The organism is Ruegeria sp. A5 (genome assembly GCF_056543005.1).
Genome location: NZ_JBQGAV010000001.1, coordinates 965,940 through 991,453, shown reverse-complemented (window position 1 = coordinate 991,453; position 25,514 = coordinate 965,940). Strand labels below are relative to the sequence as shown.

Sequence of the window (25,514 nt, the reverse complement as noted above, 5' to 3'; positions counted from 1 at the left end):
GGAGCATTGAATGGCCGCCAAGGATACGAACGAAGACCGCAAATCCGACGAGCAGGAACAGGAAATCTCGCTGGACATGAGCCAGGCCCAGGTCAAGAAGATGATCGCCGAGGCTCGCGAGAAAGGTTACATCACCTACGACCAGCTCAATCAGGTTCTGCCGCCTGATCAGGTCAGCTCGGAACAGATCGAAGATGTAATGTCGATGCTGTCCGAGATGGGCATCAACATCATCGAAGATGAAGAAGCCGAAGAAGAAGAAAACAAAGGCTCGACCGAACTGGTCACCACCGAAGGTCCGCGCGAGGTTGCGCTGGCTGGTGCTGCAACCGAAAAGCTGGATCGCACCGATGACCCCGTACGCATGTATCTGCGCGAGATGGGTTCAGTCGAACTGCTGAGCCGCGAGGGCGAGATTGCTATCGCCAAGCGGATCGAAGCCGGTCGGAACACCATGATCGCTGGTCTGTGCGAAAGCCCGCTGACCTTCCAAGCGATCACCATCTGGCATGACGAACTTTTGTCCGAAGACATTCTGCTGCGGGACGTCATCGATCTGGAAACCACTTTCGGCAACCAGATGGATGAAGACGGCGAGGTTGAAGAGCCGGTTGTCGATACCTCATCGGTGCAGGCCGCCAAGCCTGCCAAGGATGAGGGGCCGGAGCTTGACGCTGACGGCAACCCGATTGCCAATGATGATGACGATGATGACGACGATCAGGCCAACATGTCCCTGGCCGCGATGGAAGCAGCGCTGAAGGATCAGGTTCTTACCACGCTGGAACGCATCTCGACCGACTTCGCTATGCTGTCCGAAATGCAGGACAGCCGGATTTCTGCGACGCTGAATGAGGATGGCACTTTCAGCGCGAAGGACGAAGAAACCTATCAGAAGCTGCGCGCTGAGATTGTTGAACTGGTGAATGGTCTTCACCTGCACAACAACCGGATCGAAGCTCTGATCGACCAGCTTTATGGCATCAATCGCCGGATTATGTCACTGGACAGCTCGATGGTGAAACTGGCTGACCAGGCTCGCATCAACCGTCGCGAGTTCATTGATGCTTATCGTGGGCGCGAGCTGGATCCGAACTGGTTGGCTGAAATGGCTGAGAAGCCGGGCCGGGGCTGGCAGATGTTCATCGAACGCTCGACCGAAAAGGTTGAGGAACTGCGCAACGACATGGCCCAAGTCGGGCAATATGTCGGTCTCGATATCCCTGAATTCCGCCGCATCGTGCAGCAGGTTCAGAAGGGTGAGAAAGAGGCGCGGCAAGCCAAGAAGGAAATGGTCGAGGCCAACCTGCGTCTGGTGATCTCGATTGCCAAAAAGTACACGAACCGCGGCCTGCAATTCCTTGATCTTATTCAGGAAGGTAACATCGGCCTGATGAAGGCGGTGGACAAGTTCGAATACCGCCGGGGCTATAAGTTCTCGACCTATGCGACCTGGTGGATCCGTCAGGCGATCACGCGTTCGATCGCGGATCAGGCGCGCACGATCCGTATCCCGGTGCATATGATCGAAACGATCAACAAGCTGGTCCGGACAGGTCGTCAGATGCTGCACGAAATCGGCCGCGAGCCAACGCCGGAAGAACTGGCCGAAAAGCTGCAAATGCCGCTTGAGAAGGTGCGCAAGGTGATGAAAATCGCCAAGGAGCCGATCAGCCTTGAGACACCAATCGGTGACGAGGAAGACAGCCAGCTGGGCGATTTCATCGAAGACAAGAATGCCGTGCTGCCACTGGACAGCGCCATTCAGGAAAACCTCAAGGAAACCACCACACGGGTTCTGGCCTCTCTCACCCCGCGTGAAGAGCGGGTTCTGCGGATGCGCTTTGGCATCGGCATGAACACCGACCACACGCTGGAAGAGGTCGGTCAGCAGTTCAGCGTGACGCGCGAACGTATCCGCCAGATCGAGGCGAAGGCGCTGCGTAAGCTGAAACACCCGAGTAGGTCGCGTAAATTGCGGTCCTTCCTGGATCAGTAAATCGAAAGGCGCCTCATCCCGAGGCGCTTTTTTCTTTCGCCCGCTCACAATGACTGAACTTCAAATCAAATTGGCGGGAATTCGCAAGGAGTCCGGCGATGCCATCTTTATATCGCCGCTGTCCACTCATGGACAGGCCGGGGCGAGGTGATTGGGCTGATGACCCCCGGCCACTTTTTAGCTTCATGAAAGCGGATGAGAGACACGTTTGCGAAAAGCAGTCGGGGCCTGACCCGTCCAACGTTTGAAGGCGGTGGAAAACGCAGCCTGATCGGAATAACCGAGCGAATACGAGATTTCGGACAGATGCATACCGTTCTTGATGAAGGTCTGCGCCAGGTCACATCGTAAATCTTCAACAATCTCGCGATATGAAGTGCCTTCGTCAGCCAGGCGGCGAGCCAATGTTCGAGGGCTTAGGCCGAGCTGGGAGGCGGCGTCGTCCACCTGTACGATTCCCCCCGGCATCGCATCTGTGATCAACCCTTCGATCTGTGCTCGGGTTTTCTGTCTTGGCGACTGTCTTTCGGCCAGCAGGCGTTCGCCAAATTCAACCAAATGCGCGCGCAGGCTAGGGTCGTAAGTTGGGATCGGTGTTTCCAGCGAGGGCAGCGACAGGATGATTTCCAAGCGTTCGGCCCCGAAGGTAACTGGGAAACCTCCGATCTTCTGGTAGGTGGCTTGGTGTTGCCCAACTGTGTGCTGAAACCGTATCTCAATCGGATTCAGATTCAACTGAGTCAACGCCCGCATCCGGGCGATCGCGCCAAACAGCAGGAACTCGGTCCGCCGATGATAGCGGGAAAAGCTCGGGTCTTTCCAATCGGCCTCAAGCGAGGCAGCGTTACCTGAAAGGCGCAGATTGAAGGCCAGGGCCGGGTCGATAATGCCATGAAACCGCGCCGTATTTTCGATCACCTGCTTCAGATCACGAGAGTACTTGCTGATATAGGCCGTAATGCTGGAAGAAGAACTGAATTCCAGACCCGCCCGTGCGCCAAAGGTGATATCGCCAAGTGCATCGCAGGCGTGTCGGACAAACAGCGCTTCTTTGTGGGCGCTGTACCTTTTGGCAGGCGGTTCAATATCGCGGCGGGTCAATGCGCAGTCACTCAGGACCTGTTCCACCACGGTCGCGCTTGCGTGATCCTCAAGGGTCCGTGTCAGCAATTGAATGCGTGAAATGTCGACGTCCATCACCCAGCCCAAAAAACGCGTTACTGTAATACCGTTACCCTAGCGGCAAACCGTGGCAATGCGCCAGCCTCGGTGCTGATACCCAGGAATTGACCGCAACTCGCAAAGATATGGCAGAAATGACCATGTCCGTAGCCTTGGCCAATAGCTACATGACCGGTGTTGTCGGGTCAGCGCCTTTTGGGGAAAAGGTCAGAGCCTGAGCGAGCGGTCCACCAAGCCGTTTCAACGGGTTCCCCGGCACGCCCCTCTCATTCTTCTGGTCAGTCATGTCGCATTGCTGCGGCGCATTCGACGTGACAGCATCACGGGGAACCTTTTGTTATTTCTTGATCTCTCGTGGCTGATGATCTTTCCATCGATACAGATTTGATCGTCTTCGACGGTGAATGCGTGCTGTGTTCAGGGTTTTTTCACTTCATGTTGCGCCATGATCGAGATCAGAAATTTCTATTTGCAACTGCGCAGTCACCGCTTGGGCAGCAGCTTTATACTCTCCTGAACCTGCCGACAGACGAATTTGAAACCAATTTGGTGATCGTCAAAGGAAAGGTGCACCAAAATCTCGACGCATTTGCCGCTGCGATGCGTGCATTATATGTTCCGTGGCGGGTATTGTCCTTGTGTCGATACCTGCCGAGGTTTCTGAAGAACCCGCTGTACCGGATGATTGCCCGTAACAGATATGCGCTATTTGGGCGGCGGGATGAGTGCCTAGTTCCTGATCCTTCTCTCAGATCGCGGTTTGCCCAAGATGGATTCTGATCGTGATCCATTCCTGCAGGCGCTGGGTATAGATGAAGCTGTGCCTGGATTGGTCAGGGATTTGCACAGCGGGGAAGGTCGCTACTCTGGTCGATGCAGCATTCAGCGTGGCCGAGGCGTTTTGGTCGCTCTGGCACTTCGCATCGGGCGATTTCCACCTGCGGGCGAAGATTTGCCGATCACCCTTACGATCCGAAAGTCTGGCGCATATTGGCAATGGGAACGGGATTTCGCAGGCCACAAAACGCGTTCACGGATCACTTTTGATCCGCTGTGTGGCATGGTGCGGGAACAGATCGGCGGGCTGACAATATGGTTGCAGCCGGTGAGAACTGATAAGGGGCTGACCATTGAGATCCGCCGCCTCGCTTTGTTTGGCATTCCGTGTCCGGGGTTTCTTTTGCCACGTTCCGGATCGACCGAGGCTGAGGACGTACAATTGAGGTTTCGCTTTGACATTTCGGCGACAGCACCGGGATTGGGACACCTGATCCGCTATCAGGGATGGTTAGAGCCTGTTCACGAACCACGTGGGTCAAGCTGACATGATCGTTAGTTCGCTTTGCTGACGATGGCGACGCACTAGTCTATATTTCACATGGAAACAGGAAGATGGTCACGATGAAACAGACAATACTTTGCGCATTTGCAGCACTGCTTATGACCAGCTCTGCGGGCGTTGTCGATGCAGCGCCGAACGGTTATCGAACAGAACCGATGAGCGGCACAGACTTCGAGGTCATTCCAAGGACACGTCAGGATACTGATGGATATTGGTGCGCCGCTGCTGATTTTGCCCGCCGGAAATTGGGTGCTGGGTGGCAGCAACAAATCTACGTTCTGCGCGGCTATGGCCCCAGCGTGACAACGGGACGCCGGACGGCGGTACAGTTCACACTGAAACAACCCGCCAATGTCCCGCAGAAAGGCAGCTTTTCGGTCACAGCCGGGTTCCAGCCGGGTGACAGCATGTCGGTACAGGGCGCAAATGCACGGTGCGGCGTCCGTCCGTTTATCAATTGACCTGCGATGCAGACAGAATTCTCGATCCAGACACAGGGCGTGGGGCTCTATGAGATTACCGCCCCTGTGCGCAGTTGGCTTAGGCCGGTTTCGGACGGTTTGCTGACGCTCTTTGTGCGCCACACTTCTTGTTCGCTGCTTATTCAGGAAAACGCCGACCCCGAGGTGCAGACTGATCTGCGCGCATTCTTTGATCGGCTGGTGCCGCAATCGGATCATCCGTCGATGGCTTATCTGCGCCACACCTATGAGGGGCCGGACGACATGCCAGCCCATATCAAGGCCGCGATGATGCCTGTTTCGCTGTCGATACCGGTATCAGGTGGGGTGCCTGCGCTGGGCACATGGCAGGGGATATATCTGTTTGAACACCGCAACGCGCCGCATGAAAGAAAGGTCGCTGCGCATTTTGGGTGACGCTTTATATTGGGGTGGAAAATTCCGACTACCCAAACTCTAGAGGCTGTCCTATAGTTGTGGATAAGTAAGCCGCAGCGCTTACAAAAAGTGGCCAGCTAGGGACGAGGAGACGGCGGATGCGCTGCCCGTTTTGCGGAAATATCGATACTCAGGTCAAAGATTCACGCCCGGCAGAGGATCACGTCGCGATCCGTAGACGGCGGTTCTGCCCGGCCTGCGGCGGACGGTTCACCACCTATGAACGCGTGCAACTGCGTGATCTGGTCGTCATCAAAACCAACGGAAAGCGCGAAGACTTCGACCGCGACAAGCTGGAACGCTCGATCCGTATTTCGATGCAGAAGCGGCCCATTGATCCCGATCGGATTGATCAGATGATCTCCGGTATCGTGCGCCGTCTTGAAAGCATGGGGGAAACCGATATCCCTTCGAATAAAATCGGTGAAATTGTAATGGAAGCGCTGGCCCGGATTGATACGGTCGCATATGTTCGCTTTGCGAGTGTGTACAAGAATTTCCAGGCGGCCGATGATTTCGAGGAGTTTGTCCACGAGTTGCGCCCGCCGCAACCTTCGACGGATGAGTGAGCGATACAGATGAGCGATATATGGCGCTGGCCCTATCATTGGGGCGGCGCGGCCAAGGCACCTGCTGGCCGAATCCGTCTGTCGGGTGTGTCGTCGTGCGCGATGGACGCATCGTTGGTCGCGGCTGGACGCAGCCCGGGGGTCGTCCGCATGCAGAACCTCTCGCTCTGACGCAGGCGGGTGAGGCCGCGCGAGGTGCCACCGCTTATGTCTCGCTTGAACCCTGTTCACACTACGGAGAGACGCCGCCCTGTGCCGAGGCATTGATTGAGGCCGGTGTTGCCCGTGTGGTTTCGGCGATCGAAGACAGCGATCCTCGGGTCGCTGGGCAAGGGTTTGCCATGTTGCGCGAGGCCGGGATTGAGGTCACCACCGGCGTTCTGGCGGAACAGGCGGCCCGCGATCACGCAGGGTTTTTCCTGAAAACCGAGCAAGGCCGCCCGTTTGTGACTTTGAAAATGGCCAGCAGCTTTGATGGACGGATTGCCACGGAAACCGGGCACAGTCAGTGGATCACAGGTCCAAATGCTCGCCGCGCGGTGCATGCGATGCGTGCGCGCCACGATGCGGTGATGGTTGGGGCAGGGACAGCGCGCGCCGATGACCCGTCGCTGACAGTTCGTGATCTGGGCGTGCAGCATCAGCCGGTGCGCGTGGTGGTCTCGCGCCATCTGGATCTGCCCTTGATGGGGCAACTTGCGCGAACCGCGTCCGATATCCCTGTCTGGCTCTGTCACGGCCCCCACCCAGACCCCGAGCGTGCGCGTGCGTGGGAGGGGTTGGGTGCCCGTCTGATCCCGTGTGCGCTGGATGGTCATCACGTGGATGCGGCTGATCTGTTGCAACAGCTTGGGCAGGCCGGATTGACGCGTGTCTTTTGCGAAGGCGGATCAGCATTGGCTGCATCTTTGCTAAAGGGCGATCTGGTCGATGAGTTGGTCGGTTTTACAGCGGGGCTGACCATCGGGGCCGAAGGTCTGTCCGCGATCGGGGCACTGAGGCTTGATACTCTGGATACTGCCCCCCGATTTGATCTGATCGAAACACGGGTCGTAGGCGGCGATATCCTACATCGCTGGGCACGCGTGACGCACTAGCCTTCAGCGCCACCAATGCGCATGCGTCGCCAGTGCGCCCTGAAATTTGGACAAAATGCGATTTACGGGTCCGGTAGGGGATGGCGTACCCTGCGCAAGCCGCTCGACCGCGATTTCGACGGGGCAGGTCTGTCCCGTCACCGGATCGAGATAGCGGGGGTAGTCAATCAGCGTTGCGTGCACCAATCCCATCAGCGAAGGCCGCGCGCCACGTCGCGCAGGCACTGCCCCCAGATCCGTTGTCAGCCCCCAACCGGCGTAGAACGGAGCGCCGAGTGTGGTGACCCGGACGCCACGCAGCAAAGCCTCGAACCCCAGCAGAGATGTCATAGTCCAGACCTCATCCACCTGTCCAAGCAGGGTGGCAGGATCGGTGCCTTCTACAATGACATCGGCCAGATCGGTTTCGATCTTGCCATCGCGCAACCCAGCCTCAACATCCGGATGCGGTTTGTAGATCAACACAGAGTCGGGATTGGCCTCGCGCGCTGCGCGCAGCAGATCGAGATTGGTGCGGATGTTGCTCGTTCCCAGCCGGATTGAGGCGTCATCTTCAACCTGACCCGGCACCAAAATCCGGTGGCCAGTCGGCAGGTCCGGGGCAGGGTGGCCGATGTTGTACTTGCTTAGTCCTTCGGCCAGCAATCGGGCTGTCAGCCGTTCGGCGCGGAGCCTCTGATCAGGGCGCAAGGTTTCGCGCGTGGTGATCCATTCTTCCAGGCGGCTGGGATGCGTTGGATCGTAGTAGATGCCGATATCATCGGTCACCAGCGACAGCGGTGGAACCAGCTCCGCGCCCAACCCGCGGGATCGTAAAAAGCCATCCTCAATCCGGGTTGCATTCAGCGTCTCACCGGCTCGGCTGGCCCAGACCATATGGGGTTGTTTGGTGTTCTCTGGCTGCTCGGCCACGAAACGCACCTTATGGTGCTGGCCGAAAATGCGTTGCAGGTGGCGGCGTTTCCATACCCGCATCCCGGAGGCGGTCCAGCCTTTGTGGTCCTGCCGCCAGGCCCGGGTTTGCGCCTCAAGCGTATCGAGCACGCATTCCAATTCGCACAGGCGATCATGGTAGGGATCGTACCAACGCGGATACAAGATCATCGCAGCTGCAAAAAGCTGCGCCCGCGTAAGATTCCGTTGGCGACGGAGCAGGGGTGCATCATCTTGCGTCAGCCCCCACCCAGCGTAGAATGGTTGCCCGAACACGCGAGGTTTGTGCCCGGCCAATATCGCCTCAAATCCCATCTGCGAGGACAGCGTGTAAACCCCGATGGCCCCTTCAAGCAGCGACCATGGACTTATCGGGCTGTCGAGGATCGATATTCTGTCACTCAGATCCTGATCGGAAAAGTATCCCTTGCGGTGGCCTGCCGTGGTTTCGGGGTGGCTTTTGATGAGGATGCGCGCGCCGGGGTTTTCCTCTTGCGCGATGACCAGCATCTCGCGGAACCGTGCATAGTCGCCGTTGCTTGCGGTGACGGCAGCATCTCCCTGCGTCTGGTCGATCACTAGAACGTAGCCAGGATCGGGAGGCGTCAGATCAAGGTCAAAGGCCGAGTATTTGCTCAGATGCAGCTCTCGGATGCGCGCGATTGCGCCTCGCGCGCGATCCAGCAGGGCGGTGTCATCCAGCGGATGCGTGGCTAACAGAGTTTCCAGATCCGAAGGCACACTCGGATCAAAATGCAGACCCGATCGATCCAACAACAGACCCATGGGTGCCTCACCGCTTCGTCCAGGGTGCAGAGACCGCAGGAACGCGTCTTCGACCCTCAGGACGGGCACATCGCGTTTCTGCGCGATACCCATGCCCCGATGGGCTGTCGGGCTGTTGCCCCAGACCCCGACCAGATCGTCTGGCTGTGGCAGTCCAAGCCGGATGTCATACCCGGCCAGAGACAATATACGACGCAGCCGCGACTGTGTCAGGAACCCACCGTTGTAAACAAAAAGCCGGGAGCGTTCGCCCCCGGCCGTGTTCTCCGATTCAGAGAGCATTCATCAGTTACCCGTAAGCGTCGCCACATTCGCAAATGGCGTCAGACCTCCAGCAATCAGCGAGACAGATTTGCTCCACTGTGCATATGGGGCCTCGGTGACGTATATCGTGTCATCGTCTCGGATCACGAAATCGCGGGCGATGAACAGGCCATTGGGCGCGGTCAGGTTCAGCAAATAGATCATGCGCTGATCACCCTGTAGCTCGGGACGTCCCATGACATTGCGCGCCACATCCTGCCGTTCCTCACGCAGAACAAAAATACCTGTCGGGTCTGAGGATAGTGGCTGTAAGCCTCCGACCTGAGCCAGCGCCTCAAGGGCGGATAGGTCCTGACTTTCAAAGGCCACGCGGGATTGTCCTCCGGTCGAGCCCAGCGCGATGTATGAGCGGCTGTCCTGTTCGACCAGAATGCGATCGCCGCCGCGCAGGGCGATATCGGTTTCCGGGTTGCGGAACAGATCGTCGTACCAGATGGTTCCTCTTTGCTTGCCCCTGATCACAGTGACCAATGCGATATCGGATGCAACTGCCACCCCGCCTGCTTGCGCGAGCATGGTCGACAACGAGCCAGTCGGTCGCTCAATCGGATAGATTCCCGGCGCGCCGATAGTTCCGGTCAGAGAAACGGTCGACCCATCGCCCGGGGTACGCGACACTTGGACTTGCGGATCCGGAGTCTGTTCTTCCAGCTTCGAGGAAATCAACGTGCGGAGCTGTTCGGGCGTATTGCCCGCCGCACGCAGCCGCCCGGCATAAGGGACAAATATGTAACCTTCGCTGTCGACCTGCACCTGATCCAGAACGGTGGCGCCACCGGCTGCGGAACTTAGCAACCCATCCTCGACATTTTCCCAGATGCTGAGGCTCAGAATATCGCCGGGGCGTACAGTATCGGATGCGACGCTTTGCGCGCTGCGGAAGGATTTCGAAAACCCGTATTGCGGGATCACCGATGTGGCCCGCGCAACACGGTCGTCGACCTCAACCACAAAGGCGTTACCCCCGTTTTCGACCGACCCGGCTAGAATTTCGTTTTTGTTCGGCCCGGATTTGGGAAGCTGGCATGCTGCCAGCAGGCCAAGGGTCGCCACAAGGGAAACCCCCCGGATCCATCGGGTAGGAAAGCGCTGCACTGCCGATTTACCTCAATCGTCTTTGTTTTGGGAAGGTTACCCGCATCGCTTCGAAACATCCAGCAGCAGGTTGCCCGCGATCATTCAACAACGCGCAACTGTGGCGTTGTGGCCTCTTTATCGGAGAGCAACCCTTGATAGGGGTCCTGAGCCGATAGCATCATATCAGCCGCTCGCCGCAGCAATTGACGACGCCCTCGGCGAGAATAGAACCCCCCGGGGACTTGGCAGGTTTCCAGAAGAAATTGGCGATAAGCCCGATAGGCCTTGCCGCCCGGGGCATCTGGCTGGGCAAAGAATGCCTCAATCGATTGCCGAGATACGAATTCGGGCTTGTCATAAACCGACTGCCCAAAAATCCGCAAAGGAATGCCGCGCCACAGAACCTGCTGGCCTGCCGTGGAATTCACCGTCACGGCGGATTTTGCATCGTCTAGCAACCTGGCCAGCTTACCACCGGGCACATAGTGAATTCGGTTTGTGATGCCGTGCTGTGCTGCAAGCTGGCGCGCCCGCAGCCGCAGCGGTTCACGGTGGTTCTCAAGCGGGTGTTCCTTGATGACAAGGTGGTGATGCGCAGGGGCGCCTTTGGCGAATCCGGCGATCACTTGTTCGAGAAAATCGGACATACCGGAAAAATCCGAGTGATATTGGACCGAGCTGTCATGCCCCAATTGCAACAGCACAAGGTGATAGGGAAAACCGCTCCACCTGACCTGTGCTGTGGCCCAGCCCCGCTGTAGCCTGTGAATGGGCATCAGTGTCAGGCGTTTGAAGTATAGACGAAACTCTTTCGAGACCGGCAGCTCTCGATGGGGTCGGAAATTCCGGTATCTGCGATTCAGAAACAGCACGAACCAGTGATAGAGGGCACCGTAAAAGATGTGCTGGCGCATATCGCCCCAATGGGAAGGCGGTGGGGGGGCGTGCCCTTCGGACTGTTCCAGCGCCGTCTGCATCTGCGCCACAACCAGTTCCATCAGGCGTGAGTTTCCGTTCGACCCGTTTCGTTCATAGGTCACCCACCAAGGGCGCAGGTAGCCTTCTTCGAACACATGAACAGTGGTCCCGCGTGCTTTGGCAATCTCAACTGCGCGTGCATGCACGGGCCGGGTGTCGCCATAGAGCACGATATCGGTCACATCATAGTGGGTGAGCAATTCGCTTAAGGTCTCCGGCCAATCATCTGGCGCGCCGCGATATGGAATGTAACTGGATTTGTCGCCCCAGAAAGCCTGATCGCCCGCGTTGAAGCCGACCCGCCAGACCTGAGCACCCGCAGCCCGCAGCATCCGACCAAGCGCGTTAAAGAACGGACCATGCGGTCCTTGTAGAAACAGGAACACACGCCGGTTAGGGCTGTTGGCCAAAGGGATCATGCGGTCTGCTCGTGTGGTGACTTTTGGTGCGTTTGTATAAAATTATGCCTCTTTGTCGTTTTCACGGCAAGGCAGGGCTTGCCGGTAGAGCTGCGTGCCTTTACCTCGGCTATTGAAGCTAGGTTCAGAGGGTTAATGACATGTTCACAGGGATCGTCACCGATATTGGCACCGTTACCGAACTGGACCAGCAGGGAGACCTGCGGGCACGGATCAAGACAAGCTATGAAACGGCGGGCATTGATATTGGCGCTTCCATCGCAAGCGATGGCGTCTGTCTGACCGTCATTACACTGGGCGATGACTGGTATGATGTCCAGATCAGCGCTGAGACGGTTTCGAAAACCAATCTGGACAGTTGGCAGTTGGGCAAGCGCGTCAATCTGGAACGTGCCTTGAAAGTCGGGGATGAATTGGGAGGGCACATCGTCTCGGGCCACGTGGATGGCGTGGCAGAGGTGGTCTCTGTGATAGACGAGGGTGACAGCACGCGGGTGACATTGCGGGCGCCTGCCAATCTGGCCCGGTTTATCGCTCCGAAAGGGTCCGTTGCACTGAACGGCACATCGCTGACGGTTAATGATGTGGACGGGTGTGACTTTGGTATCAACTTCATCCCTCACACCAAAGAGGTCACCACATGGGGTGACGTCTCGGTCGGTGATCGCGTGAACCTTGAGATCGATACTCTGGCCCGATACGTCGCGCGACTGGCCGAGATGTCCTGACTTTCAGGTGGAAGGTCCAAATTTGGCCGTCAGCCTCTTGGACAGCCACCAGAAGCATGAAGCCAGCAGGATTGAGACATACCCGTCGATGGCGTAGTGCCAGGCGAGGTGAACCGAGCCTAGTAAGATGATGAAGGCAAACACCGACAGCGCCCAGCCGAGCCAACGCGAATAGCTGAAGCCGTAGAACGCCAGCAGCACAGTAGAGGCAACATGCATGCTGGGCATCGCCGAGATTCCGCCTGCTAGCCCATTATTCCGATAACCATCCAACAGCATTTCATGCACATTCAGCGCCCAGACCGGGCTGATTTCGTGTGATTTGCGTAACAGCTCCATCTGCGGAACGAAGTCAGAGCCAAGATTGAAGGGTTCGTAATAAACGGGACCAACCGAGGCAAAGATGGTTGCAATCACATTGCCGCCTACAAACCAGCACAGTGCAAACGCTACCAGAAAAACGGTGCTGCGGTTCGGGTCACTGCGGTCCAGACAGGCGACGCAAACCGCGATGTAAATCATGGGAAACCAGATGTGATAGGCGCCATTCACCGCTGTGGTTACGATCGGGGATCCCAAAATGGGCCATAGCAAGGTCCACGGATCGACGCCGCCGTGCAGAAACCGGTCCCATTGCACAAATTGCTCATCCCAGAGCGTCGGGTTCACAGCATGTATTTCGTTCTTCAGGAAGGTATAGGTCAGGATAAGAGCGACGATGCTGAGAAAGCAGACAACCGCATCGGTCGCTTTTCCAACATCTGCCATCTTGGATCGCAGATCTTGCAACATCCATTGAATTGGCTTTTTGGGTCGCACGACGAACATGGCAACGCCAAGTCGCCAAAGAACGAAATTTGCGAACATGAAACCAAGCAGACGAACTGAGATGACAATCAGGGAAGAGGTCGAAAAATCCCAATATGACCGTCCTACATAGATGCTAACGGCAATGGCATAGACCATCTGCAGTGCAATGAGTGATAGCAGCAGCCTGTTTCGCCGAAGGGCGCTTAAACGCACGAAATTTGCAGCGGGCAGATCAGCGGTCTTAGACACTGGGCTCAAATTCTCGTCTAGCTAGGACATTATACAATGACTGGTGCCCAGGATATCAGGCGATCCAAGGGCCCAATTGGGGCAATTTGTGGACAAAGTTCACGCAACCGGCCTAAAGGTTCAGCTATTGGCGACAATGCGCGGAAAAGGCCTAAGTCAAAACTGGCGCATAGGATTGGTAAACTGAGTTGGCACCAGATTTCATCGCTGGCCCTATAGCGCTGGGCATATCAATCTATCTCGCAGTGCTTACAGGCTGGTCTTTGCGTCCACTCTGGTCTATCCCGCCATTCAAACCCGTTGTGCGAAAGGCTGCCCTATGAGTTTTGAGACCCCCGGACCGGTAGAGGCCCAATTGCGCGAGGCGATCAGTCCGATCGAAGAAATCATCGACGAGGCCCGAAAGGGCCGGATGTACATTCTTGTGGATCATGAGGACCGCGAGAATGAGGGTGATCTGGTGATCGCGGCTGAGTTCGCTGACGCAGAGGCGATCAATTTCATGGCGACCCATGGGCGCGGGTTGATCTGCCTGCCGATGACAGCGGAACGGATCGATAGCCTGGGCCTGCCGATGATGGCGGTGAACAACTCGTCGCGTCATGAGACAGCCTTCACCGTGTCGATAGAAGCGCGCGAGGGAGTTTCGACGGGAATATCGGCCGCTGATCGCGCACTAACGGTGGCGACCGCGATCAACGAGCAAAACACTATGGCTCACATAGCGACCCCAGGCCATGTCTTCCCCTTGCGCGCCAAAAGGGGCGGTGTATTGGTGCGTGCAGGGCATACCGAAGCCGCCGTTGATATCTCGCGTCTGGCCGGGCTGAACCCCTCGGGCGTGATCTGCGAGATCATGAAGCCCGATGGCACAATGGCGCGCCTGCCTGATCTGGTCGCCTTCGCCGAAGAGCATGAAATGAAGATCGGCACGATCAGTGATCTGATCGCCTATCGCTCGCGTAACGACAATCTGGTGGTTGAAACTTCGCGCGAGACAGTGAATTCCGAATACGGTGGCGAATGGGAGATGCGGATTTTCACCGACCAGACCCACGGTATCGAACACGTTGTCATGATCAAGGGCGACATCACTACACCCGAGCCGGTCCTGACGCGGACCCACGCCCTGCATGAAGCGCCCGATATTCTGGGTCTCGGCCCGAAATCGTCACGAGAGCTGCCCCGCGCGATGGAAAAGATCGCCGAAGAGGGGCGCGGCGTCGTTTGCCTTTTCCGTCAGCCGCGAAATTCGCTGTATGCCGCAGACGACGAAGGCCCGCGCACGATCAAGCAAACCGGTCTGGGTGCGCAGATCCTGTCCAAGATGGGTATTCAGGAACTGGTGTTGCTGACAGACTCGCCTGAAACCGTGTATCTGGGGCTCGACGCGTTTGGACTGTCAATCGTCGGCACCCGCTCGATCCTCAAGGAAGACTGATAATGGCTGAAAAAGACAAACATGGCATTCTGCCGACTCCCAGCTTCGACAAGCCGGTGAAACTGCTGCTGGTGGTGGCTCCGTTCTACCGTGCCATAGCCGACAACATGGTCGCTGGTGCCAAGGCCGAGATCGAGGCCGCAGGCGGCACCTGCGACGTGGTCGAAGTGCCCGGTGCGCTGGAAATCCCGACCACAATCGCCATGGCCGACCGTCAGTGCAACTACGACGGCTATGTCGCGTTGGGCTGTGTCATTCGGGGCGAGACGACGCATTATGAAACCGTCTGCAACGACTCTAGCCGTGCAATCCAGTTGATGGGCCTGCAGGGCCTGCTGATCGGCAATGGCATCCTGACTGTCGAAAACGACGAACAGGCCGAGGTACGTGCAAACCCCGAAAAGATGAATAAAGGCGGTGGAGCGGCGGCTGCGGCCTTGCATCTGATCGCGCTCAGCCGTAAGTGGGGCTCTTCCAAAAAGGGCGTGGGCTTCAAGCCACCGTCCGAGTCCATCCTTGTGGCGGGCGACAGCAACGGACCCACGACAGCATGACCCAGACAGACGCGCCGAAACCGGCCAACCAGAAACGCCTTATGAAATCCGCCGCCCGGCTTTATGCCGTGCAGGCGCTGTTCCAGATGGAGCAGTCGGGCCAGACGACTGAACAGGTTGTGAATGAGTTTCTGGATCATCGGTTTGGCGCGGTCTACGAGGGGGATGAGATGCTGGATGGCGATATTAGTGTCTTCCGTAAGTTGGTGGATGACGCCGTGAACTATCAGGCCACCATCGACCAGATGACCGATCGTGCATTGGTCGCCAAATGGCCCATTGCGCGCATCGATCCGACCCTGCGCGCTGTGTTTCGCGCGGCCGGGGCTGAGTTGACCCAGAGCGACACGCCGCCAAAGGTCGTGATCACCGAATTCGTCGATGTCGCACGTGCGTTCTTCCCGGAAGGCAAAGAGCCCAAATTCGTGAACGCTGTGTTGGATCACATGGCGCGCGAAGCCCAGCCCGAGGCGTTCTGACGCCTTTACCGCGACCCTGCATGCGCTAGACTCACCATCACAGCGCAAGGAGGTTCGCCATGCCCAAACTGGTCCGTCTCTACATTACGCAAGTCATCTGGGGCTTTGTGATCTCGGCCGTCTTTGTCGGGGTGCTGCTGGCGCTCAACGTGGCCAATCTACGGCATCTGATCACCAGTTCGGAAATTGGTCTGATCGCGTTGGCCATGATCTGGTTCATGAACGGGATCGTCTTTGCGGGTGTGCAGTTCGCCTATGCGATCATGAGCATGGCTGAGAAGCCGAACAAACCACGTGGTGGAACACCGATTGCTCATGGTTTGAGGCCTGCGCCGATCAAACAGGAAGTGCGCGCAGGGCGCTGATTTATTAGGTAAATATGTGGCGGGACCACCAGTCAACCGTGCGGTTTGATTCCCGAGGACCTGTATGTACAGGTGGGCGCCAGGTAATCAGGCCAGGACCTGAACAGAGCCAGCCCCCTCGGAATTGCTTAAGGCCACCAGAATGCTACCTGTCACAAGAAGGGCAGAACCCGCCACGGGCCTAAGTAGGGCCTGAAGCAGGTTCGCACAAGGGGTTAAGCATCAACAGTTTCGTGCAATGCGGTGCGCATCTTGCCGAAATGTTCATCCCATCCGTCATCCAGCGAAAGGATCAGGCCAAAGGCGTCAGCCCCTTGAGGTAAGCCCTCGTGCAGCAGTCCAAGGCGTGTGCCGCCGGCGACGGGTTCCAGCGTCCACTTGACCACACTTTCGGCGCCGCCCATCGGTTTAATGGTGAATGTATATTCAAGATACTCTGGACGTCTCGCTTCACGCACTTCACCCCAAATCAGAAGGTCGCCGCTGGTCGTCCCGAACATCTCAAGCTTTTGTCCATCAGCAAGGGGACGTTCGGGTTTGTGAAACCACTCGGCCAGCCGGTCGGGATCAGTCAAATAGTCCCAAACGATTTCTGGCGTAGCGCGGAGAAAGATTGTTTTCTGCAAAACTGCGTCTGTCATTTCTTATTCCCTTCGATAGCTTTCTTCAGATTTGCGAGGCGATCATCCCAGAACCGGTCGAAGTAGCTGAGCCAGTCCAGAACCGGAGCCATTCCTTTGGGTTCAAGGCGATTGATGCGTTCGCGTCCACGAGCTTCGACGGTGATCAATCCTCCGTCGGACAAAACGGTCAGATGCTTTTTGACGGCCGCGCGAGTCATGTCGAAACGCTCGGTTAGTTGAGCGATCGTCATATCCTGCGCTGCCAGCATCTGAACGATGTCGCGGCGGGTCGGGTCCGCCAGAGCGCGAAATGCGTTTTGGGTCTGTGTCTTCATCGGGCACCTCTTATTGGATACCATTTGGTTTCATATTATTGCGATACCAAATGGTACCATGTCAAGCTGCTTGATTTTTGTTCATGAATTGTTCACATTCTCGGAATGACACTAATTATGCAGCCCGGACAAAAGCTGGCCCGTGGTGTTTCGCGTCACTTGTTGACCCACGGCTATGTTTCGATTGAAGAATTTGTCCCCACCCGAGGGTTGCGTGTCGATGTGATGGGGCTGGGCCCTAAGGGTGAGATATGGGTGGTCGAGTGTAAATCCAGCCGCGCCGATTATCAGTCGGATTCCAAATGGCAGGGCTATCTTGACTGGTGTGACCGATTCTTTTGGGCGGTTGATACGGATTTCCCGACCGAGCTTCTGCCTGCGGAAACAGGCTTGATCATCGCTGATGCCTATGATGCCGAAATCATCCGTATGGGGCCAGAAAGCAAGCTGGCCCCGGCGCGGCGCAAAAAGATGGTTCAGAAATTCGCGATGGATTCTGCACGTCGGTTGCAGGCCTTGCGTGACCCCAGGGTTTAGCTTTTGATGGCGCGCGCGGCTTGGGCTGCGGCGCGGATTTCCTCGGCGATTTCTTCGGCCTCTTCGGGGTCGAAATCCATTGGAATCTCAATTCCGGCACCTTCAATGAACAGCCGCACCATACCATGATCGGTGGGGCCGATCTGCAGGTTCGCTTCGATATCGCGTTCGGTATTGATGCTCATGTTCGCCTCCGGGAAATGCGCTTTGGTGCTAACGCGCGATGGGTTGAGAATCAAGCCGACTATGGGGTCAGATAGGGCATGGAGACGGCAACGCTCAGACCTTTCCGCGCCGAGGATGCGCCGTGGCTGGTAGAACAGCATGACCTGCTCTATTCCCGCGACGAGGGGTTTGATGACAGTTTCGGCCCGCTGGTTGCCCGCATTCTGACGGAATTCATCGCGGATCATGATCCAACTTGCGAACAAGGCTGGATCGCCGAGTGCGACGGGGATCGTTTGGGTAGTATTTTCTGTGTCAGGCTGGATGATCAAACCGCCAAGCTGCGGTTGTTTCTGCTGCTGCCCGAGGCTCGTGGACAGGGGCTGGGCAAGCGGCTACTGACTGCCTGCATGGGTTTCGCCCGCGACGCAGGATATCGCCAGATGGTGCTGTGGACCCATGAGAGTCACGCCGCCGCTTGCGGGCTGTATCGTGCGTTTGGGTGGGAGCTTGTCGACAGCAAGCCGGTGCATTCCTTCGGTGTCGATCTGGTCGAACAAAGCTGGCGAATTCAGCTTTAATCCCCTTGCAATCCCCGTACGCCTTCGCTAAATCGCCCCTCACAAGTGCCGCCTTAGCTCAGTTGGTTAGAGCGCTGGATTGTGGATCCAGAGGTCCCCTGTTCAAGCCAGGGAGGCGGTACCATCTCCCAAAACCCAAGAACGGTTTGCCGGTTGCAGGTCTTTCTGTATACCCGGTACTTGGCGAAAGCTGCGTTCCGATGACATGAGCAAGATATGCCGGATAAGAAACCTGTAGACATCCGTAGAAGTGCGAGACTGTCCGTTGCACCGATGATGGATTGGACGGATTTTCGAAAAAATTAATTAAAAACAATGACATATAGTGTGTGTGCCGAAGATGATGTACTTTTAGTTGTACCGAACCGGTGAATTCGCTTCTCTTCGCGCCGATCAAATAGACCACTTTTAGAACCAAGACGTACCTAGTTGCCAGAAAGGCCAGCAAGGTCTCTATGTCGCATTGTGAGTAGTTCAAAACTAGCTTCGAACTGCAATTTAATGGCGTGTTGAGCGCTTACGGCAGTCGTTTAGATAGAGTATTTTGGGAGTTTACTCCGTGCGGATTGAAAAACTTACTGTGAAGAATCTCCGTTCGATCAGAGAGCTAAGTGTCGGATTTGATGAGGTTACTGCCTTGCTTGGAGGTAACAACGCAGGCAAGTCCACTGTGCTAAGGGCTTTGGAGTTGTTTTTTGAGGCAGCTCCGCGTTTGAGTTTAGATGACTATCACAACCGTGGCGACGACGACGTGGAAGTCATTGTCGAGTTTGGCAGTTTGGTACCAGCTGAATTGGAAGAATTTGGGACAGCCGTTGATGAAGGTAAGTTGACTGTCAAACGGGTATTCTCAAAGCAAAATGACAATAACCTCCACTATGAGGCACTAGCGAAATCCTACCCGCCGTTTGCAGAAGCACGTGCGCATACCGGCAAGGCGGATCGTATTCGCAGCTACAATAGCCTGGTTGCCGAAACAGAGGGATTGGAGGCAGTTCGGTCAGCAGACGCGGCCGATCAAGCGATGTTGGATTGGGAGGCTAACAACCCAGAAAAACTTAAGTTGGCATTTCGCAGAGGTTTTTTTGGCGCACCCAACGTTGCTAGCGGAAAACTAAAGAAAAAAATGTCTGTCCATCTCGTGCCAGCAGTCGCTGACGCAAATGAGGAAACATCAGACCCCAAGAAGAGCCCAATTATCTCGTTGCTACGGGAGATTTCTCGTCAAATATATGAAAACAAGGCGGAAGTGCGGGAGTTTGTTGAGGCAGCCAAGCGGCAATTTTCTGAACTTGTTGATCCTGCTCGAGTGCCAGAGTTGGGGGGTATCAGCGATCTACTGACGTCCGCTGTACGTCGCTACTATAAGGATTCTAAACTAATAGCAGACTGGCAGCTAACAGATGGTGTCGCCGTTGAATACCCGTCCCCTACAATTCGGGTTGAAGATCAAGGCTTCCTTACAGGCTTAGAGAACGTTGGTCATGGCTTGCAGCGAGCTAGCCTTTTCGCGATCATCCAGTTCTTAGCAGAGAGATCATTTTCAGAAGATCAACCTTTGGAATTTGATGAGCCTCAGAGTGACATATTGTTATTGATCGAAGAGCCTGAAATCTATCAGCATCCCCACAAGCAACTTGTGATTTCCAACGCTTTTCATGCTATTTGCGATAGCTATAGCCGGGCCACAGGAATTAGGTTCCAGATTGTTTTTACAACGCACTCCGAGAAGTTTGTTGGTCTACACAAGTTTCAATCGGCAAGAATACTTCGAAAGAAAGAAGGCTTCGGTTCTCCGTCTCACACAGCCAACGCCGTGTCGCTTGCACAATCTAGCGAGTACTTTGCGAGGCTATTGAACAAGGAACCAATGGAAGAGGGTGCGTTCGAGGCCAAAATGCACGTATTCTCTCGCGAGATCTGTGAAGGTTTCTTTGCTGACAAAGTAATCTTGGTGGAAGGCGTGACGGACAAGGCGGTGCTCGAAGGGGTTTATCGCAGTAAGAACACAGAGGCTGTTGCAGAAGGCATAGCTATCGTTCCGGTCGACGGCAAAACCAAAATGGACAAGCCTCTCTATGTGTTTTCCCAGCTAGGCATCCCGACCTACCCAATATTTGACTCGGACTTCCTAAAATCAGAGAGAAAGAGGAAGCCAGAAACCAATCGGTTGCTTCAGCAAATAGCAGGAGTTGAAGAACCACAAGATTTCCCCGACGGCGTATTCCCCGAATTCAGTGCCTTTCATGGCAATCTAGAGAAGTACATACGTGGCCAGATCGGCGAAGACCAATACGAAAGAAAGTTTGCAGATGTCTGCGATGACCTCGGACTATCAATCGAGGACTTATGCAAAACACCTTTGGCGGTGATGAACCTTGTCGAAGCAGCACGTGCAGAAGGGACTACATTTCCGTACTTCGATCAGATCGTTGAGGCGGTCGACAAACTAGGTTGAATAATACCCCACTGAGCAAGCAATGTGCATTAAGACAATTCTGGATTTGTTCTCACATAGCCGATGACACGTGCCTAAGGTTTGTGAAAATGATTGAATTCCCGTAGCGCCGTTGCGCGCTTGTCATCTAAGAACTCTGCTAAATCTTCCAAATGCACTCCCTTAAAACTCTTTTGACTTTTTTCAGTACGGATTACTGGCAGTGCGATCTGGTAGTCATTGATTTTTCTTTGAAATTTGGAAAACGACAGGTGTTGAAAGAAGTCATCTCTGACTTTTTCCAGAGGTATGATGGGTAGCCCGTTGTAACGCGCGAGTAGTAGAAATCTTGTATCCATAGGGTGTTTTTCCCGCTTATTCTTGCCTTTTCCGGCCTATTGCCGTCGGTCCAATTTTGCACTAACCCGGCAAGTCTGAAGCGGCAGCGGTTTCCAAGGTGTTAAGTCATGGAAAATAAAAGAAAAAAATTATGGAAAAATGCAACCTTAAGTTGTGCACCCATGATGGATTGGACCGACAAGAATTGCCGGTTTCTGCATCGTTTGCTGAGTTCTGAGACCTTGCTTTATACTGAAATGGTCACAGCGCCTGCTTTGGTGCGCGGCGGCGCGCTGCATCTGCTGGACTTTAATCCTCAGGAGCACCCGGTTGCGTTGCAGCTAGGGGGTTCTGACCCGCAGGAATTGGCGCAGGCGGCCAAGCTGGGCGCTGAAGCCGGATATGACGAGATCAACTTGAATTGTGGCTGTCCGTCTGACCGTGTGCAATCAGGGACATTCGGTGCGGTATTGATGCGCGCACCCGAAAAGGTCGCGGAATGCGTTGCGGCGATGCGCGAGGCGGTGAAGGTCGAAGTCACGGTGAAATGCCGTATCGGTGTTGACGAACAGGAACCTTCAGAAGTGCTACCTGCATTCCTCGACCAAATTCGCGAGGCCGGATGCCAACGTGTCACGATCCATGCGCGCAAAGCTTGGTTGCAGGGGTTAAGTCCCAAGGAAAACAGAGATATCCCGCCACTGGATTATGATCTGGTGCATCGGATGAAGGCTGATTTTTCGGACATGCACATCTCGATCAATGGTGGCATTACGTCGCTTGCTCAGGCGCAACAGCATCTGGCGGCTGGGCTTGATGGTATCATGATCGGTCGTGCCGCCTATCACCAACCGACAGATATTCTGGCGGCTGCGGACCCGTTGATCTTTGGAACGGGCAGCGTCGCGGATCCCATTGAAGTGGTGCAAAATATGCTGCCCTATGTCGAGGCGCATCTTGTCGACGGTGGTCGATTGCACCAGATCACGCGGCATATGCTGGGCCTGTTCGCGGGGCGTCCCGGTGCGCGGGGATGGCGGCGGATGCTCTCCGAAGGTGCTGTGCGCGAGAATGCCGGCCCAGAAGTGATCCTGCAGGCTCTGGACTCTGTTGCTGCGCTATCGCAGGTGGAACAGGTAGGCTAAGACGGCTTCGAGCCGCTATGGGGGAATGATGCCCGAGACGATGTTGCTGGCCCAGATGCTGGGCCTTTTGCTTGTGATCGGCGCTTTGGCCGGGGTGTTGGCTGGACTTTTGGGCGTTGGCGGTGGAATCGTTCTGGTGCCCGCGTTTTTCTATGCGTTTCAGACACTTGGATATGGCGGGCCTCAGCTGATGCAGCTATGCCTCGCAACTTCGCTGGCGACGATCATTGTAACATCGATCCGGTCGGTTCTGAGCCATAACAAGAAAGGCGCGGTGGATTGGGGCATCCTGCGCGGCTGGGGGCCAGGCATAGCGGTGGGTGCGGTGATCGGTGTTCTGGTGGCTTCAGCTCTGAGGACAGAGTTTTTGCAGGCGCTGTTCGGCATGCTTGGCATGGTCATCGGCGTCTATCTTGGTTTGGGAAAATCCGAGTGGCGGTTGGGGGATGCAATGCCCAAGGGATTGCGCCGCGCTGTGCTTTCGCCTTCGGTCGGGTTTCTGTCGGTACTGATGGGAATTGGCGGGGGCAGTTTCGGTGTTCCGCTCATGAGCCTTTATAACACTCCGATCCACCGGGCGGTTGCGACCGCAGCGGGCTTTGGCGTGATCATCGCTGTACCGTCGGTGCTGGGTTTTTTGTTTCTCAACATCGCTCCGGAGCATCGCCCGCCGCTGACCATTGGCGCGGTCAATCTGGTGGCTTTCGGTATCGTCGTTGCGATGACTATGATCACCGCCCCATGGGGCGTTAAGCTGGCGCATGCGATGGATCCGAAGCCGCTCAGGCGGGTCTTCGCGGTATTCCTTACCCTGGTTGCTCTGAATATGCTGAGAAAGGCGTTGGGGTGGTAGCGACGTTTTACGAGCTAGGTTGGATAAAGTTTCCTTATGAAGGAGTGTTGGCGGATTGGGTGGCGCACGCTCTTCCCACTGCGCGTGCGTCCGTCAGCGATCCGGCTCATGCAGCTTGGCACGATTGCGATGGCACGTGGTTCATTGGCGTTGATGCACTGGACAATGATGCGCAGGGCAGGGTCGCGGGTTCGCCTGCACTGGCGGGCGCGGCCATCGAACTGGCGCACCAGCAGTTTGGATCGATTGATCTGCACAAAGGTCAGGTGTCGGTAATATATCCGGGCTACCCTCAACCCCGGCGTGGCGAAAGCGAGGCTGCGGCGCAGTATCGTGCGCGGCGAGATGCGGCGCATGTGGACGGGCTGAAGCCAACTGGCCCTGATCGACGACGGCGGGTGGATGAACCTCATGCCTGGATATTGGGTATCCCACTTACCGAGGCCAGTGTGGACGCAGCACCAATGGTGCTGTGGGAGGGAAGCCACAAAATCCTCGGCGATGCTTTTCGGTCCGCGATGAAGAAGGTGCCGCGGCATGAATTGGGCGAGGCCGATATCACAGATGTCTATCAGGCTGCGCGCCGCGAAGTATTCGAGACCTGTCCGCGTCTCGAACTACCAGCACGCCCAGGCGAAGCCTATCTGTTGCACCGCCACTGTCTGCATGGTGTTGCACCATGGGGTCCGAATGCCAGCGCTGGACCGGATGGACGGATGATCGCCTATTTCCGCCCTCAGTTGCCTGGTGGTGTAGCGCAATGGCTCGAATCCCCGTAACCTCCTGCCATTGTTTGGCTTTGGAGAGTTGGTTCGATGATTACGGTTCACACGAATGCAGATGGTGCCCTTATTGAGGTCGAGCTTTCGGGCGAGGTCACTAGCGCAGATTACGCGAGCACGCTTGTTCCCGCTATTGAGGCCGCATTGGAAGAGCACGACGCCATACGACTGCTGGCGATCGTTGGGTCCGAGTTCAAAGGATACGATCTGGGCGCCGCATGGTCTGATACCAAGTTGGGGCTCAGCCATTGGCGCGGATTCGACCGGATTGGCGTTGTGGCGGACCAGGGATGGGTGCAAACAAGCGTCCGCCTGGCTGCCCCGATCCTGCCTTGCCCGGTGCACGTTTTTGGAATGGATGGGGTGGAGGAAGCGCGTCGCTGGATGCGCGAATCTCTCGGGGCGATCCACGTGACGGATCTGGGCGGACCTTGCGTGCAGATCAGCCTGATGGGCAAACTGGATTCGCAGGAATACGGTCAGGCTCAAACCGATCTTGATGCGCTGTTGCGCGAACGTGACGGGTTTCGCCTGTTGATCGATCTGCGCGAGTTCGATGGTTGGCAGGGTCTGACTGCAATGGCAGCCCATTTCAGACTGGCGGCTGGTCATATTGGGATGCTGGATCGTGCAGCGATTGTCGGTGACAAGACATGGCAAAAAATGGCGCAACGCATGGCCAGCCATGTTCTGGGAACGCGGACCCAGTATTTCCCGGCTGAGGAATACGAGAATGCAAAAACCTGGCTTGCGACTGGCTAAATGCTCTAAAAATGGTTCAGAAACAATGCCTTGTAATCATAGGCATTGTTCTTTTTTGCGTTGACGTTACGGAATGCAACTTTAAGTTAGCGCTATTATTGACTGGTTGGTCAAATAACTTAAAAAGTCCTTACCTGTCCCGGATTTAGAGGGAGAGGCAACAAGCTGTTTCGCGTCGCTGTGGGCCACCACTCACTCAAACACAGCTTCCGGACTCTTCCCCCTCGGTGTTCGGAACGGTCCCGCAGTGGCGCGTCGTTTATTACATATTGGAAGAGCAATGATTTTTCGCTCAGTACTAAAGCGCATTCTTTCGAAGGACACTCCCGAACAGGCTGAAAGCCACGAGGTGGAAGCTGAGTTGCGCCCGCGACCTGCAAAGACGACAACCCAGAACGAGCTGGTTGAACTGTTCGGTTCTGAGTTGCGGGATCACGAATCTCTGAGTGATCTTAAGCCTACGCGGACGCCAAAATACTAGGCTTGCGGATCAGGACCCTTGCAGCCGGCCGGCACGGCCACCACGGCGCTTTGCCAGACGGGGTTTGCGTTCCGGCAGATCCTGCATGATTTCGGCCCGTTCGGTGCTGTCCATCTTTGACCAGCGCGTGATCTCGTCAATGGTGCGGTAGCAGCCGGTGCAGATACGTTCGGTCGGGTGAACGACGCAGATTTGGATGCAAGGGCTTTCGACCTCGTCCCGTTTCCAAACCATATTCGTCAT

Annotated in this window: 31 protein-coding genes and 1 tRNA gene; 21 read left to right on the top strand and 11 right to left on the bottom strand. The window is 56.0% G+C overall.

The features are described 5' to 3' along the window. Positions 1-10: 10 nt before the first annotated feature. Positions 11-1,999: an RNA polymerase sigma factor RpoD gene (gene rpoD, locus ACR0AY_RS05025; protein ID WP_170396291.1), complete on the top strand. Its 1,989-nt coding sequence runs from the start codon at positions 11-13 to the stop codon at positions 1,997-1,999. Positions 2,000-2,182: 183 nt separating this feature from the next. Here the strand turns inward: rpoD and ACR0AY_RS05020 are convergent, their stop codons facing one another. Together ACR0AY_RS05020 and ACR0AY_RS05015 are read right to left on the bottom strand one after the other, a co-directional pair. Next, on the bottom strand, positions 2,183-3,196 hold the full coding sequence (locus ACR0AY_RS05020) for an AraC family transcriptional regulator (protein WP_170512818.1): 1,014 nt from the start codon (positions 3,194-3,196) through the stop codon (positions 2,183-2,185). A 148-nt stretch (positions 3,197-3,344) separates the two neighbouring features. Next, positions 3,345-3,467, bottom strand: a complete 123-nt coding sequence (locus ACR0AY_RS05015; protein WP_255612047.1) for a hypothetical protein — start codon at positions 3,465-3,467, stop codon at positions 3,345-3,347. Positions 3,468-3,535: 68 nt separating this feature from the next. Between ACR0AY_RS05015 and ACR0AY_RS05010 the strand changes: the two genes are divergently transcribed. From ACR0AY_RS05010 to ribD, 6 genes are all read left to right on the top strand, one after another. After that, positions 3,536-3,961 carry a DCC1-like thiol-disulfide oxidoreductase family protein gene (locus ACR0AY_RS05010; RefSeq protein ID WP_170396296.1) on the top strand — a complete coding sequence of 142 codons (426 nt, stop codon included), beginning with the start codon at positions 3,536-3,538 and terminating at the stop codon, positions 3,959-3,961. After that, a complete protein-coding gene (locus ACR0AY_RS05005) occupies positions 3,951-4,505 on the top strand; it encodes a DUF4166 domain-containing protein (RefSeq protein ID WP_170512820.1) in 555 nt (184 codons plus the stop codon). Before ACR0AY_RS05010 ends, ACR0AY_RS05005 begins: the two co-directional genes overlap by 11 nt. A 116-nt stretch (positions 4,506-4,621) precedes the next feature. Further along, positions 4,622-4,984, top strand: coding sequence for a hypothetical protein (locus tag ACR0AY_RS05000; RefSeq protein WP_480453785.1), 363 nt, complete (start codon positions 4,622-4,624; stop codon positions 4,982-4,984). A 6-nt stretch (positions 4,985-4,990) separates the two neighbouring features. Beyond that, positions 4,991-5,401 carry a secondary thiamine-phosphate synthase enzyme YjbQ gene (locus ACR0AY_RS04995; protein ID WP_170512822.1) on the top strand — a complete coding sequence of 137 codons (411 nt, stop codon included), beginning with the start codon at positions 4,991-4,993 and terminating at the stop codon, positions 5,399-5,401. A gap of 119 nt (positions 5,402-5,520) precedes the next feature. Continuing rightward, the gene (gene nrdR, locus ACR0AY_RS04990) at positions 5,521-5,991 is read left to right on the top strand and encodes a transcriptional regulator NrdR (RefSeq protein ID WP_039534475.1); all 471 of its coding nucleotides are present in this window, start codon (positions 5,521-5,523) and stop codon (positions 5,989-5,991) included. After that, the gene (gene ribD, locus ACR0AY_RS04985) at positions 5,988-7,088 is read left to right on the top strand and encodes a bifunctional diaminohydroxyphosphoribosylaminopyrimidine deaminase/5-amino-6-(5-phosphoribosylamino)uracil reductase RibD (RefSeq protein WP_480453783.1); all 1,101 of its coding nucleotides are present in this window, start codon (positions 5,988-5,990) and stop codon (positions 7,086-7,088) included. Before nrdR ends, ribD begins: the two co-directional genes overlap by 4 nt. Before the next feature lie 3 nt (positions 7,089-7,091). Here ribD and ACR0AY_RS04980 read toward each other — a convergent pair whose 3' ends face one another. The 3 genes from ACR0AY_RS04980 to ACR0AY_RS04970 all read right to left on the bottom strand — a co-directional run bounded on the left by ACR0AY_RS04980 (position 7,092) and on the right by ACR0AY_RS04970 (position 11,605). Next, a complete protein-coding gene (locus tag ACR0AY_RS04980) occupies positions 7,092-9,089 on the bottom strand; it encodes a capsular polysaccharide biosynthesis protein (RefSeq protein WP_170512824.1) in 1,998 nt (665 codons plus the stop codon). Positions 9,090-9,092: 3 nt separating this feature from the next. After that, positions 9,093-10,226 (bottom strand): polysaccharide biosynthesis/export family protein, encoded by a 1,134-nt coding sequence (locus ACR0AY_RS04975; RefSeq protein ID WP_170396306.1) that lies wholly within the window; start codon positions 10,224-10,226, stop codon positions 9,093-9,095. Positions 10,227-10,306: 80 nt separating this feature from the next. Next, the gene (locus tag ACR0AY_RS04970; protein WP_170512826.1) at positions 10,307-11,605 is read right to left on the bottom strand and encodes a capsular biosynthesis protein; all 1,299 of its coding nucleotides are present in this window, start codon (positions 11,603-11,605) and stop codon (positions 10,307-10,309) included. A 140-nt stretch (positions 11,606-11,745) separates the two neighbouring features. Between ACR0AY_RS04970 and ACR0AY_RS04965 the strand changes: the two genes are divergently transcribed. Continuing rightward, on the top strand, positions 11,746-12,333 hold the full coding sequence (locus ACR0AY_RS04965) for a riboflavin synthase (RefSeq protein ID WP_170512828.1): 588 nt from the start codon (positions 11,746-11,748) through the stop codon (positions 12,331-12,333). 3 nt (positions 12,334-12,336) lie between these two features. On the opposite strand, the gene ACR0AY_RS04960 is transcribed toward ACR0AY_RS04965, so the two are convergent. Further along, positions 12,337-13,101, bottom strand: a complete 765-nt coding sequence (locus ACR0AY_RS04960) for a phosphatase PAP2 family protein (RefSeq protein ID WP_480453781.1) — start codon at positions 13,099-13,101, stop codon at positions 12,337-12,339. A 610-nt stretch (positions 13,102-13,711) separates the two neighbouring features. Here ACR0AY_RS04960 and ribB point away from each other — a divergent pair. The 4 genes from ribB to ACR0AY_RS04940 are packed head-to-tail and all read left to right on the top strand — an operon-like array spanning position 13,712 to position 16,231. Continuing rightward, positions 13,712-14,833: a 3,4-dihydroxy-2-butanone-4-phosphate synthase gene (ribB, locus tag ACR0AY_RS04955; RefSeq protein ID WP_170422318.1), complete on the top strand. Its 1,122-nt coding sequence runs from the start codon at positions 13,712-13,714 to the stop codon at positions 14,831-14,833. A 2-nt stretch (positions 14,834-14,835) separates the two neighbouring features. Beyond that, positions 14,836-15,387 (top strand): 6,7-dimethyl-8-ribityllumazine synthase, encoded by a 552-nt coding sequence (locus tag ACR0AY_RS04950; protein ID WP_170396313.1) that lies wholly within the window; start codon positions 14,836-14,838, stop codon positions 15,385-15,387. Continuing rightward, the gene (nusB, locus tag ACR0AY_RS04945) at positions 15,384-15,866 is read left to right on the top strand and encodes a transcription antitermination factor NusB (protein ID WP_170396315.1); all 483 of its coding nucleotides are present in this window, start codon (positions 15,384-15,386) and stop codon (positions 15,864-15,866) included. The genes ACR0AY_RS04950 and nusB overlap by 4 nt, the downstream gene beginning before the upstream one ends. A gap of 59 nt (positions 15,867-15,925) precedes the next feature. Beyond that, a complete protein-coding gene (locus ACR0AY_RS04940) occupies positions 15,926-16,231 on the top strand; it encodes a hypothetical protein (protein WP_170512831.1) in 306 nt (101 codons plus the stop codon). Between the two features lie 215 nt (positions 16,232-16,446). Here ACR0AY_RS04940 and ACR0AY_RS04935 read toward each other — a convergent pair whose 3' ends face one another. Together ACR0AY_RS04935 and ACR0AY_RS04930 are read right to left on the bottom strand one after the other, a co-directional pair. Further along, a complete protein-coding gene (locus tag ACR0AY_RS04935) occupies positions 16,447-16,872 on the bottom strand; it encodes an SRPBCC family protein (protein ID WP_170512833.1) in 426 nt (141 codons plus the stop codon). After that, positions 16,869-17,189, bottom strand: a complete 321-nt coding sequence (locus ACR0AY_RS04930; protein WP_170422312.1) for a metalloregulator ArsR/SmtB family transcription factor — start codon at positions 17,187-17,189, stop codon at positions 16,869-16,871. The genes ACR0AY_RS04935 and ACR0AY_RS04930 overlap by 4 nt, the downstream gene beginning before the upstream one ends. A 105-nt stretch (positions 17,190-17,294) precedes the next feature. Here ACR0AY_RS04930 and ACR0AY_RS04925 point away from each other — a divergent pair, with 105 nt between their 5' ends. Continuing rightward, entirely contained in the window at positions 17,295-17,726 is a 432-nt protein-coding gene (locus ACR0AY_RS04925) for an MmcB family DNA repair protein (protein WP_170396323.1), read from the top strand. Here the strand turns inward: ACR0AY_RS04925 and ACR0AY_RS04920 are convergent. After that, positions 17,723-17,911, bottom strand: coding sequence for a DUF6324 family protein (locus ACR0AY_RS04920; protein WP_170396325.1), 189 nt, complete (start codon positions 17,909-17,911; stop codon positions 17,723-17,725). The two genes, ACR0AY_RS04925 and ACR0AY_RS04920, sit on opposite strands and share 4 nt — an antisense overlap. A gap of 78 nt (positions 17,912-17,989) precedes the next feature. Here ACR0AY_RS04920 and ACR0AY_RS04915 point away from each other — a divergent pair, with 78 nt between their 5' ends. From ACR0AY_RS04915 to ACR0AY_RS04905, 3 genes are all read left to right on the top strand, one after another. Beyond that, a complete protein-coding gene (locus tag ACR0AY_RS04915) occupies positions 17,990-18,472 on the top strand; it encodes a GNAT family N-acetyltransferase (RefSeq protein ID WP_170512835.1) in 483 nt (160 codons plus the stop codon). Between the two features lie 47 nt (positions 18,473-18,519). Further along, positions 18,520-18,596: transfer RNA gene (locus ACR0AY_RS04910), tRNA-His, on the top strand. A 435-nt stretch (positions 18,597-19,031) separates the two neighbouring features. Next, positions 19,032-20,930 (top strand): ATP-dependent nuclease, encoded by a 1,899-nt coding sequence (locus ACR0AY_RS04905; protein WP_480453778.1) that lies wholly within the window; start codon positions 19,032-19,034, stop codon positions 20,928-20,930. A 74-nt stretch (positions 20,931-21,004) separates the two neighbouring features. Here the strand turns inward: ACR0AY_RS04905 and ACR0AY_RS04900 are convergent, their stop codons facing one another. Continuing rightward, positions 21,005-21,268, bottom strand: coding sequence for a pyocin activator PrtN family protein (locus tag ACR0AY_RS04900; RefSeq protein WP_170512839.1), 264 nt, complete (start codon positions 21,266-21,268; stop codon positions 21,005-21,007). 108 nt (positions 21,269-21,376) lie between these two features. Here ACR0AY_RS04900 and dusA point away from each other — a divergent pair, with 108 nt between their 5' ends. The 5 genes from dusA to ACR0AY_RS04875 all read left to right on the top strand — a co-directional run bounded on the left by dusA (position 21,377) and on the right by ACR0AY_RS04875 (position 25,271). Then, entirely contained in the window at positions 21,377-22,393 is a 1,017-nt protein-coding gene (dusA, locus tag ACR0AY_RS04895) for a tRNA dihydrouridine(20/20a) synthase DusA (RefSeq protein ID WP_170512840.1), read from the top strand. Positions 22,394-22,421: 28 nt separating this feature from the next. Next, on the top strand, positions 22,422-23,246 hold the full coding sequence (locus tag ACR0AY_RS04890; protein ID WP_170396331.1) for a sulfite exporter TauE/SafE family protein: 825 nt from the start codon (positions 22,422-22,424) through the stop codon (positions 23,244-23,246). Further along, entirely contained in the window at positions 23,240-24,025 is a 786-nt protein-coding gene (locus tag ACR0AY_RS04885; RefSeq protein WP_170512842.1) for a hypothetical protein, read from the top strand. The genes ACR0AY_RS04890 and ACR0AY_RS04885 overlap by 7 nt, the downstream gene beginning before the upstream one ends. A gap of 36 nt (positions 24,026-24,061) precedes the next feature. Next, positions 24,062-24,790: a SpoIIAA family protein gene (locus ACR0AY_RS04880; protein ID WP_170422303.1), complete on the top strand. Its 729-nt coding sequence runs from the start codon at positions 24,062-24,064 to the stop codon at positions 24,788-24,790. Positions 24,791-25,070: 280 nt separating this feature from the next. Next, complete coding sequence (locus ACR0AY_RS04875) at positions 25,071-25,271, top strand: hypothetical protein (protein WP_170512844.1); 201 nt, start codon at positions 25,071-25,073, stop codon at positions 25,269-25,271. 9 nt (positions 25,272-25,280) lie between these two features. On the opposite strand, the gene ACR0AY_RS04870 is transcribed toward ACR0AY_RS04875, so the two are convergent. Next, positions 25,281-25,514: a DUF1289 domain-containing protein gene (locus ACR0AY_RS04870; RefSeq protein WP_170512846.1), complete on the bottom strand. Its 234-nt coding sequence runs from the start codon at positions 25,512-25,514 to the stop codon at positions 25,281-25,283.

What these genes read in the sequence shown, in the direction of transcription:
- rpoD (WP_170396291.1), top strand. Translation starts at nt 11, where the DNA reads ATGGCCGCCAAGGATACGAACGAAGACCGCAAATCCGACGAGCAGGAA.
- ACR0AY_RS05020 (WP_170512818.1), bottom strand. Translation starts at nt 3,196, where the DNA reads ATGGACGTCGACATTTCACGCATTCAATTGCTGACACGGACCCTTGAG.
- ACR0AY_RS05015 (WP_255612047.1), bottom strand. Translation starts at nt 3,467, where the DNA reads ATGACTGACCAGAAGAATGAGAGGGGCGTGCCGGGGAACCCGTTGAAA.
- ACR0AY_RS05005 (WP_170512820.1), top strand. Translation starts at nt 3,951, where the DNA reads ATGGATTCTGATCGTGATCCATTCCTGCAGGCGCTGGGTATAGATGAA.
- ACR0AY_RS05000 (WP_480453785.1), top strand. Translation starts at nt 4,622, where the DNA reads ATGACCAGCTCTGCGGGCGTTGTCGATGCAGCGCCGAACGGTTATCGA.
- ACR0AY_RS04995 (WP_170512822.1), top strand. Translation starts at nt 4,991, where the DNA reads ATGCAGACAGAATTCTCGATCCAGACACAGGGCGTGGGGCTCTATGAG.
- nrdR (WP_039534475.1), top strand. Translation starts at nt 5,521, where the DNA reads ATGCGCTGCCCGTTTTGCGGAAATATCGATACTCAGGTCAAAGATTCA.
- ACR0AY_RS04980 (WP_170512824.1), bottom strand. Translation starts at nt 9,089, where the DNA reads ATGCTCTCTGAATCGGAGAACACGGCCGGGGGCGAACGCTCCCGGCTT.
- ACR0AY_RS04970 (WP_170512826.1), bottom strand. Translation starts at nt 11,605, where the DNA reads ATGATCCCTTTGGCCAACAGCCCTAACCGGCGTGTGTTCCTGTTTCTA.
- ACR0AY_RS04965 (WP_170512828.1), top strand. Translation starts at nt 11,746, where the DNA reads ATGTTCACAGGGATCGTCACCGATATTGGCACCGTTACCGAACTGGAC.
- ACR0AY_RS04960 (WP_480453781.1), bottom strand. Translation starts at nt 13,101, where the DNA reads ATGGCAGATGTTGGAAAAGCGACCGATGCGGTTGTCTGCTTTCTCAGC.
- ribB (WP_170422318.1), top strand. Translation starts at nt 13,712, where the DNA reads ATGAGTTTTGAGACCCCCGGACCGGTAGAGGCCCAATTGCGCGAGGCG.
- ACR0AY_RS04950 (WP_170396313.1), top strand. Translation starts at nt 14,836, where the DNA reads ATGGCTGAAAAAGACAAACATGGCATTCTGCCGACTCCCAGCTTCGAC.
- nusB (WP_170396315.1), top strand. Translation starts at nt 15,384, where the DNA reads ATGACCCAGACAGACGCGCCGAAACCGGCCAACCAGAAACGCCTTATG.
- ACR0AY_RS04940 (WP_170512831.1), top strand. Translation starts at nt 15,926, where the DNA reads ATGCCCAAACTGGTCCGTCTCTACATTACGCAAGTCATCTGGGGCTTT.
- ACR0AY_RS04935 (WP_170512833.1), bottom strand. Translation starts at nt 16,872, where the DNA reads ATGACAGACGCAGTTTTGCAGAAAACAATCTTTCTCCGCGCTACGCCA.
- ACR0AY_RS04930 (WP_170422312.1), bottom strand. Translation starts at nt 17,189, where the DNA reads ATGAAGACACAGACCCAAAACGCATTTCGCGCTCTGGCGGACCCGACC.
- ACR0AY_RS04925 (WP_170396323.1), top strand. Translation starts at nt 17,295, where the DNA reads ATGACACTAATTATGCAGCCCGGACAAAAGCTGGCCCGTGGTGTTTCG.
- ACR0AY_RS04920 (WP_170396325.1), bottom strand. Translation starts at nt 17,911, where the DNA reads ATGAGCATCAATACCGAACGCGATATCGAAGCGAACCTGCAGATCGGC.
- ACR0AY_RS04915 (WP_170512835.1), top strand. Translation starts at nt 17,990, where the DNA reads ATGGAGACGGCAACGCTCAGACCTTTCCGCGCCGAGGATGCGCCGTGG.
- ACR0AY_RS04900 (WP_170512839.1), bottom strand. Translation starts at nt 21,268, where the DNA reads ATGGATACAAGATTTCTACTACTCGCGCGTTACAACGGGCTACCCATC.
- dusA (WP_170512840.1), top strand. Translation starts at nt 21,377, where the DNA reads ATGGAAAATAAAAGAAAAAAATTATGGAAAAATGCAACCTTAAGTTGT.
- ACR0AY_RS04890 (WP_170396331.1), top strand. Translation starts at nt 22,422, where the DNA reads ATGCCCGAGACGATGTTGCTGGCCCAGATGCTGGGCCTTTTGCTTGTG.
- ACR0AY_RS04880 (WP_170422303.1), top strand. Translation starts at nt 24,062, where the DNA reads ATGATTACGGTTCACACGAATGCAGATGGTGCCCTTATTGAGGTCGAG.
- ACR0AY_RS04875 (WP_170512844.1), top strand. Translation starts at nt 25,071, where the DNA reads ATGATTTTTCGCTCAGTACTAAAGCGCATTCTTTCGAAGGACACTCCC.
- ACR0AY_RS04870 (WP_170512846.1), bottom strand. Translation starts at nt 25,514, where the DNA reads ATGACGAATATGGTTTGGAAACGGGACGAGGTCGAAAGCCCTTGCATC.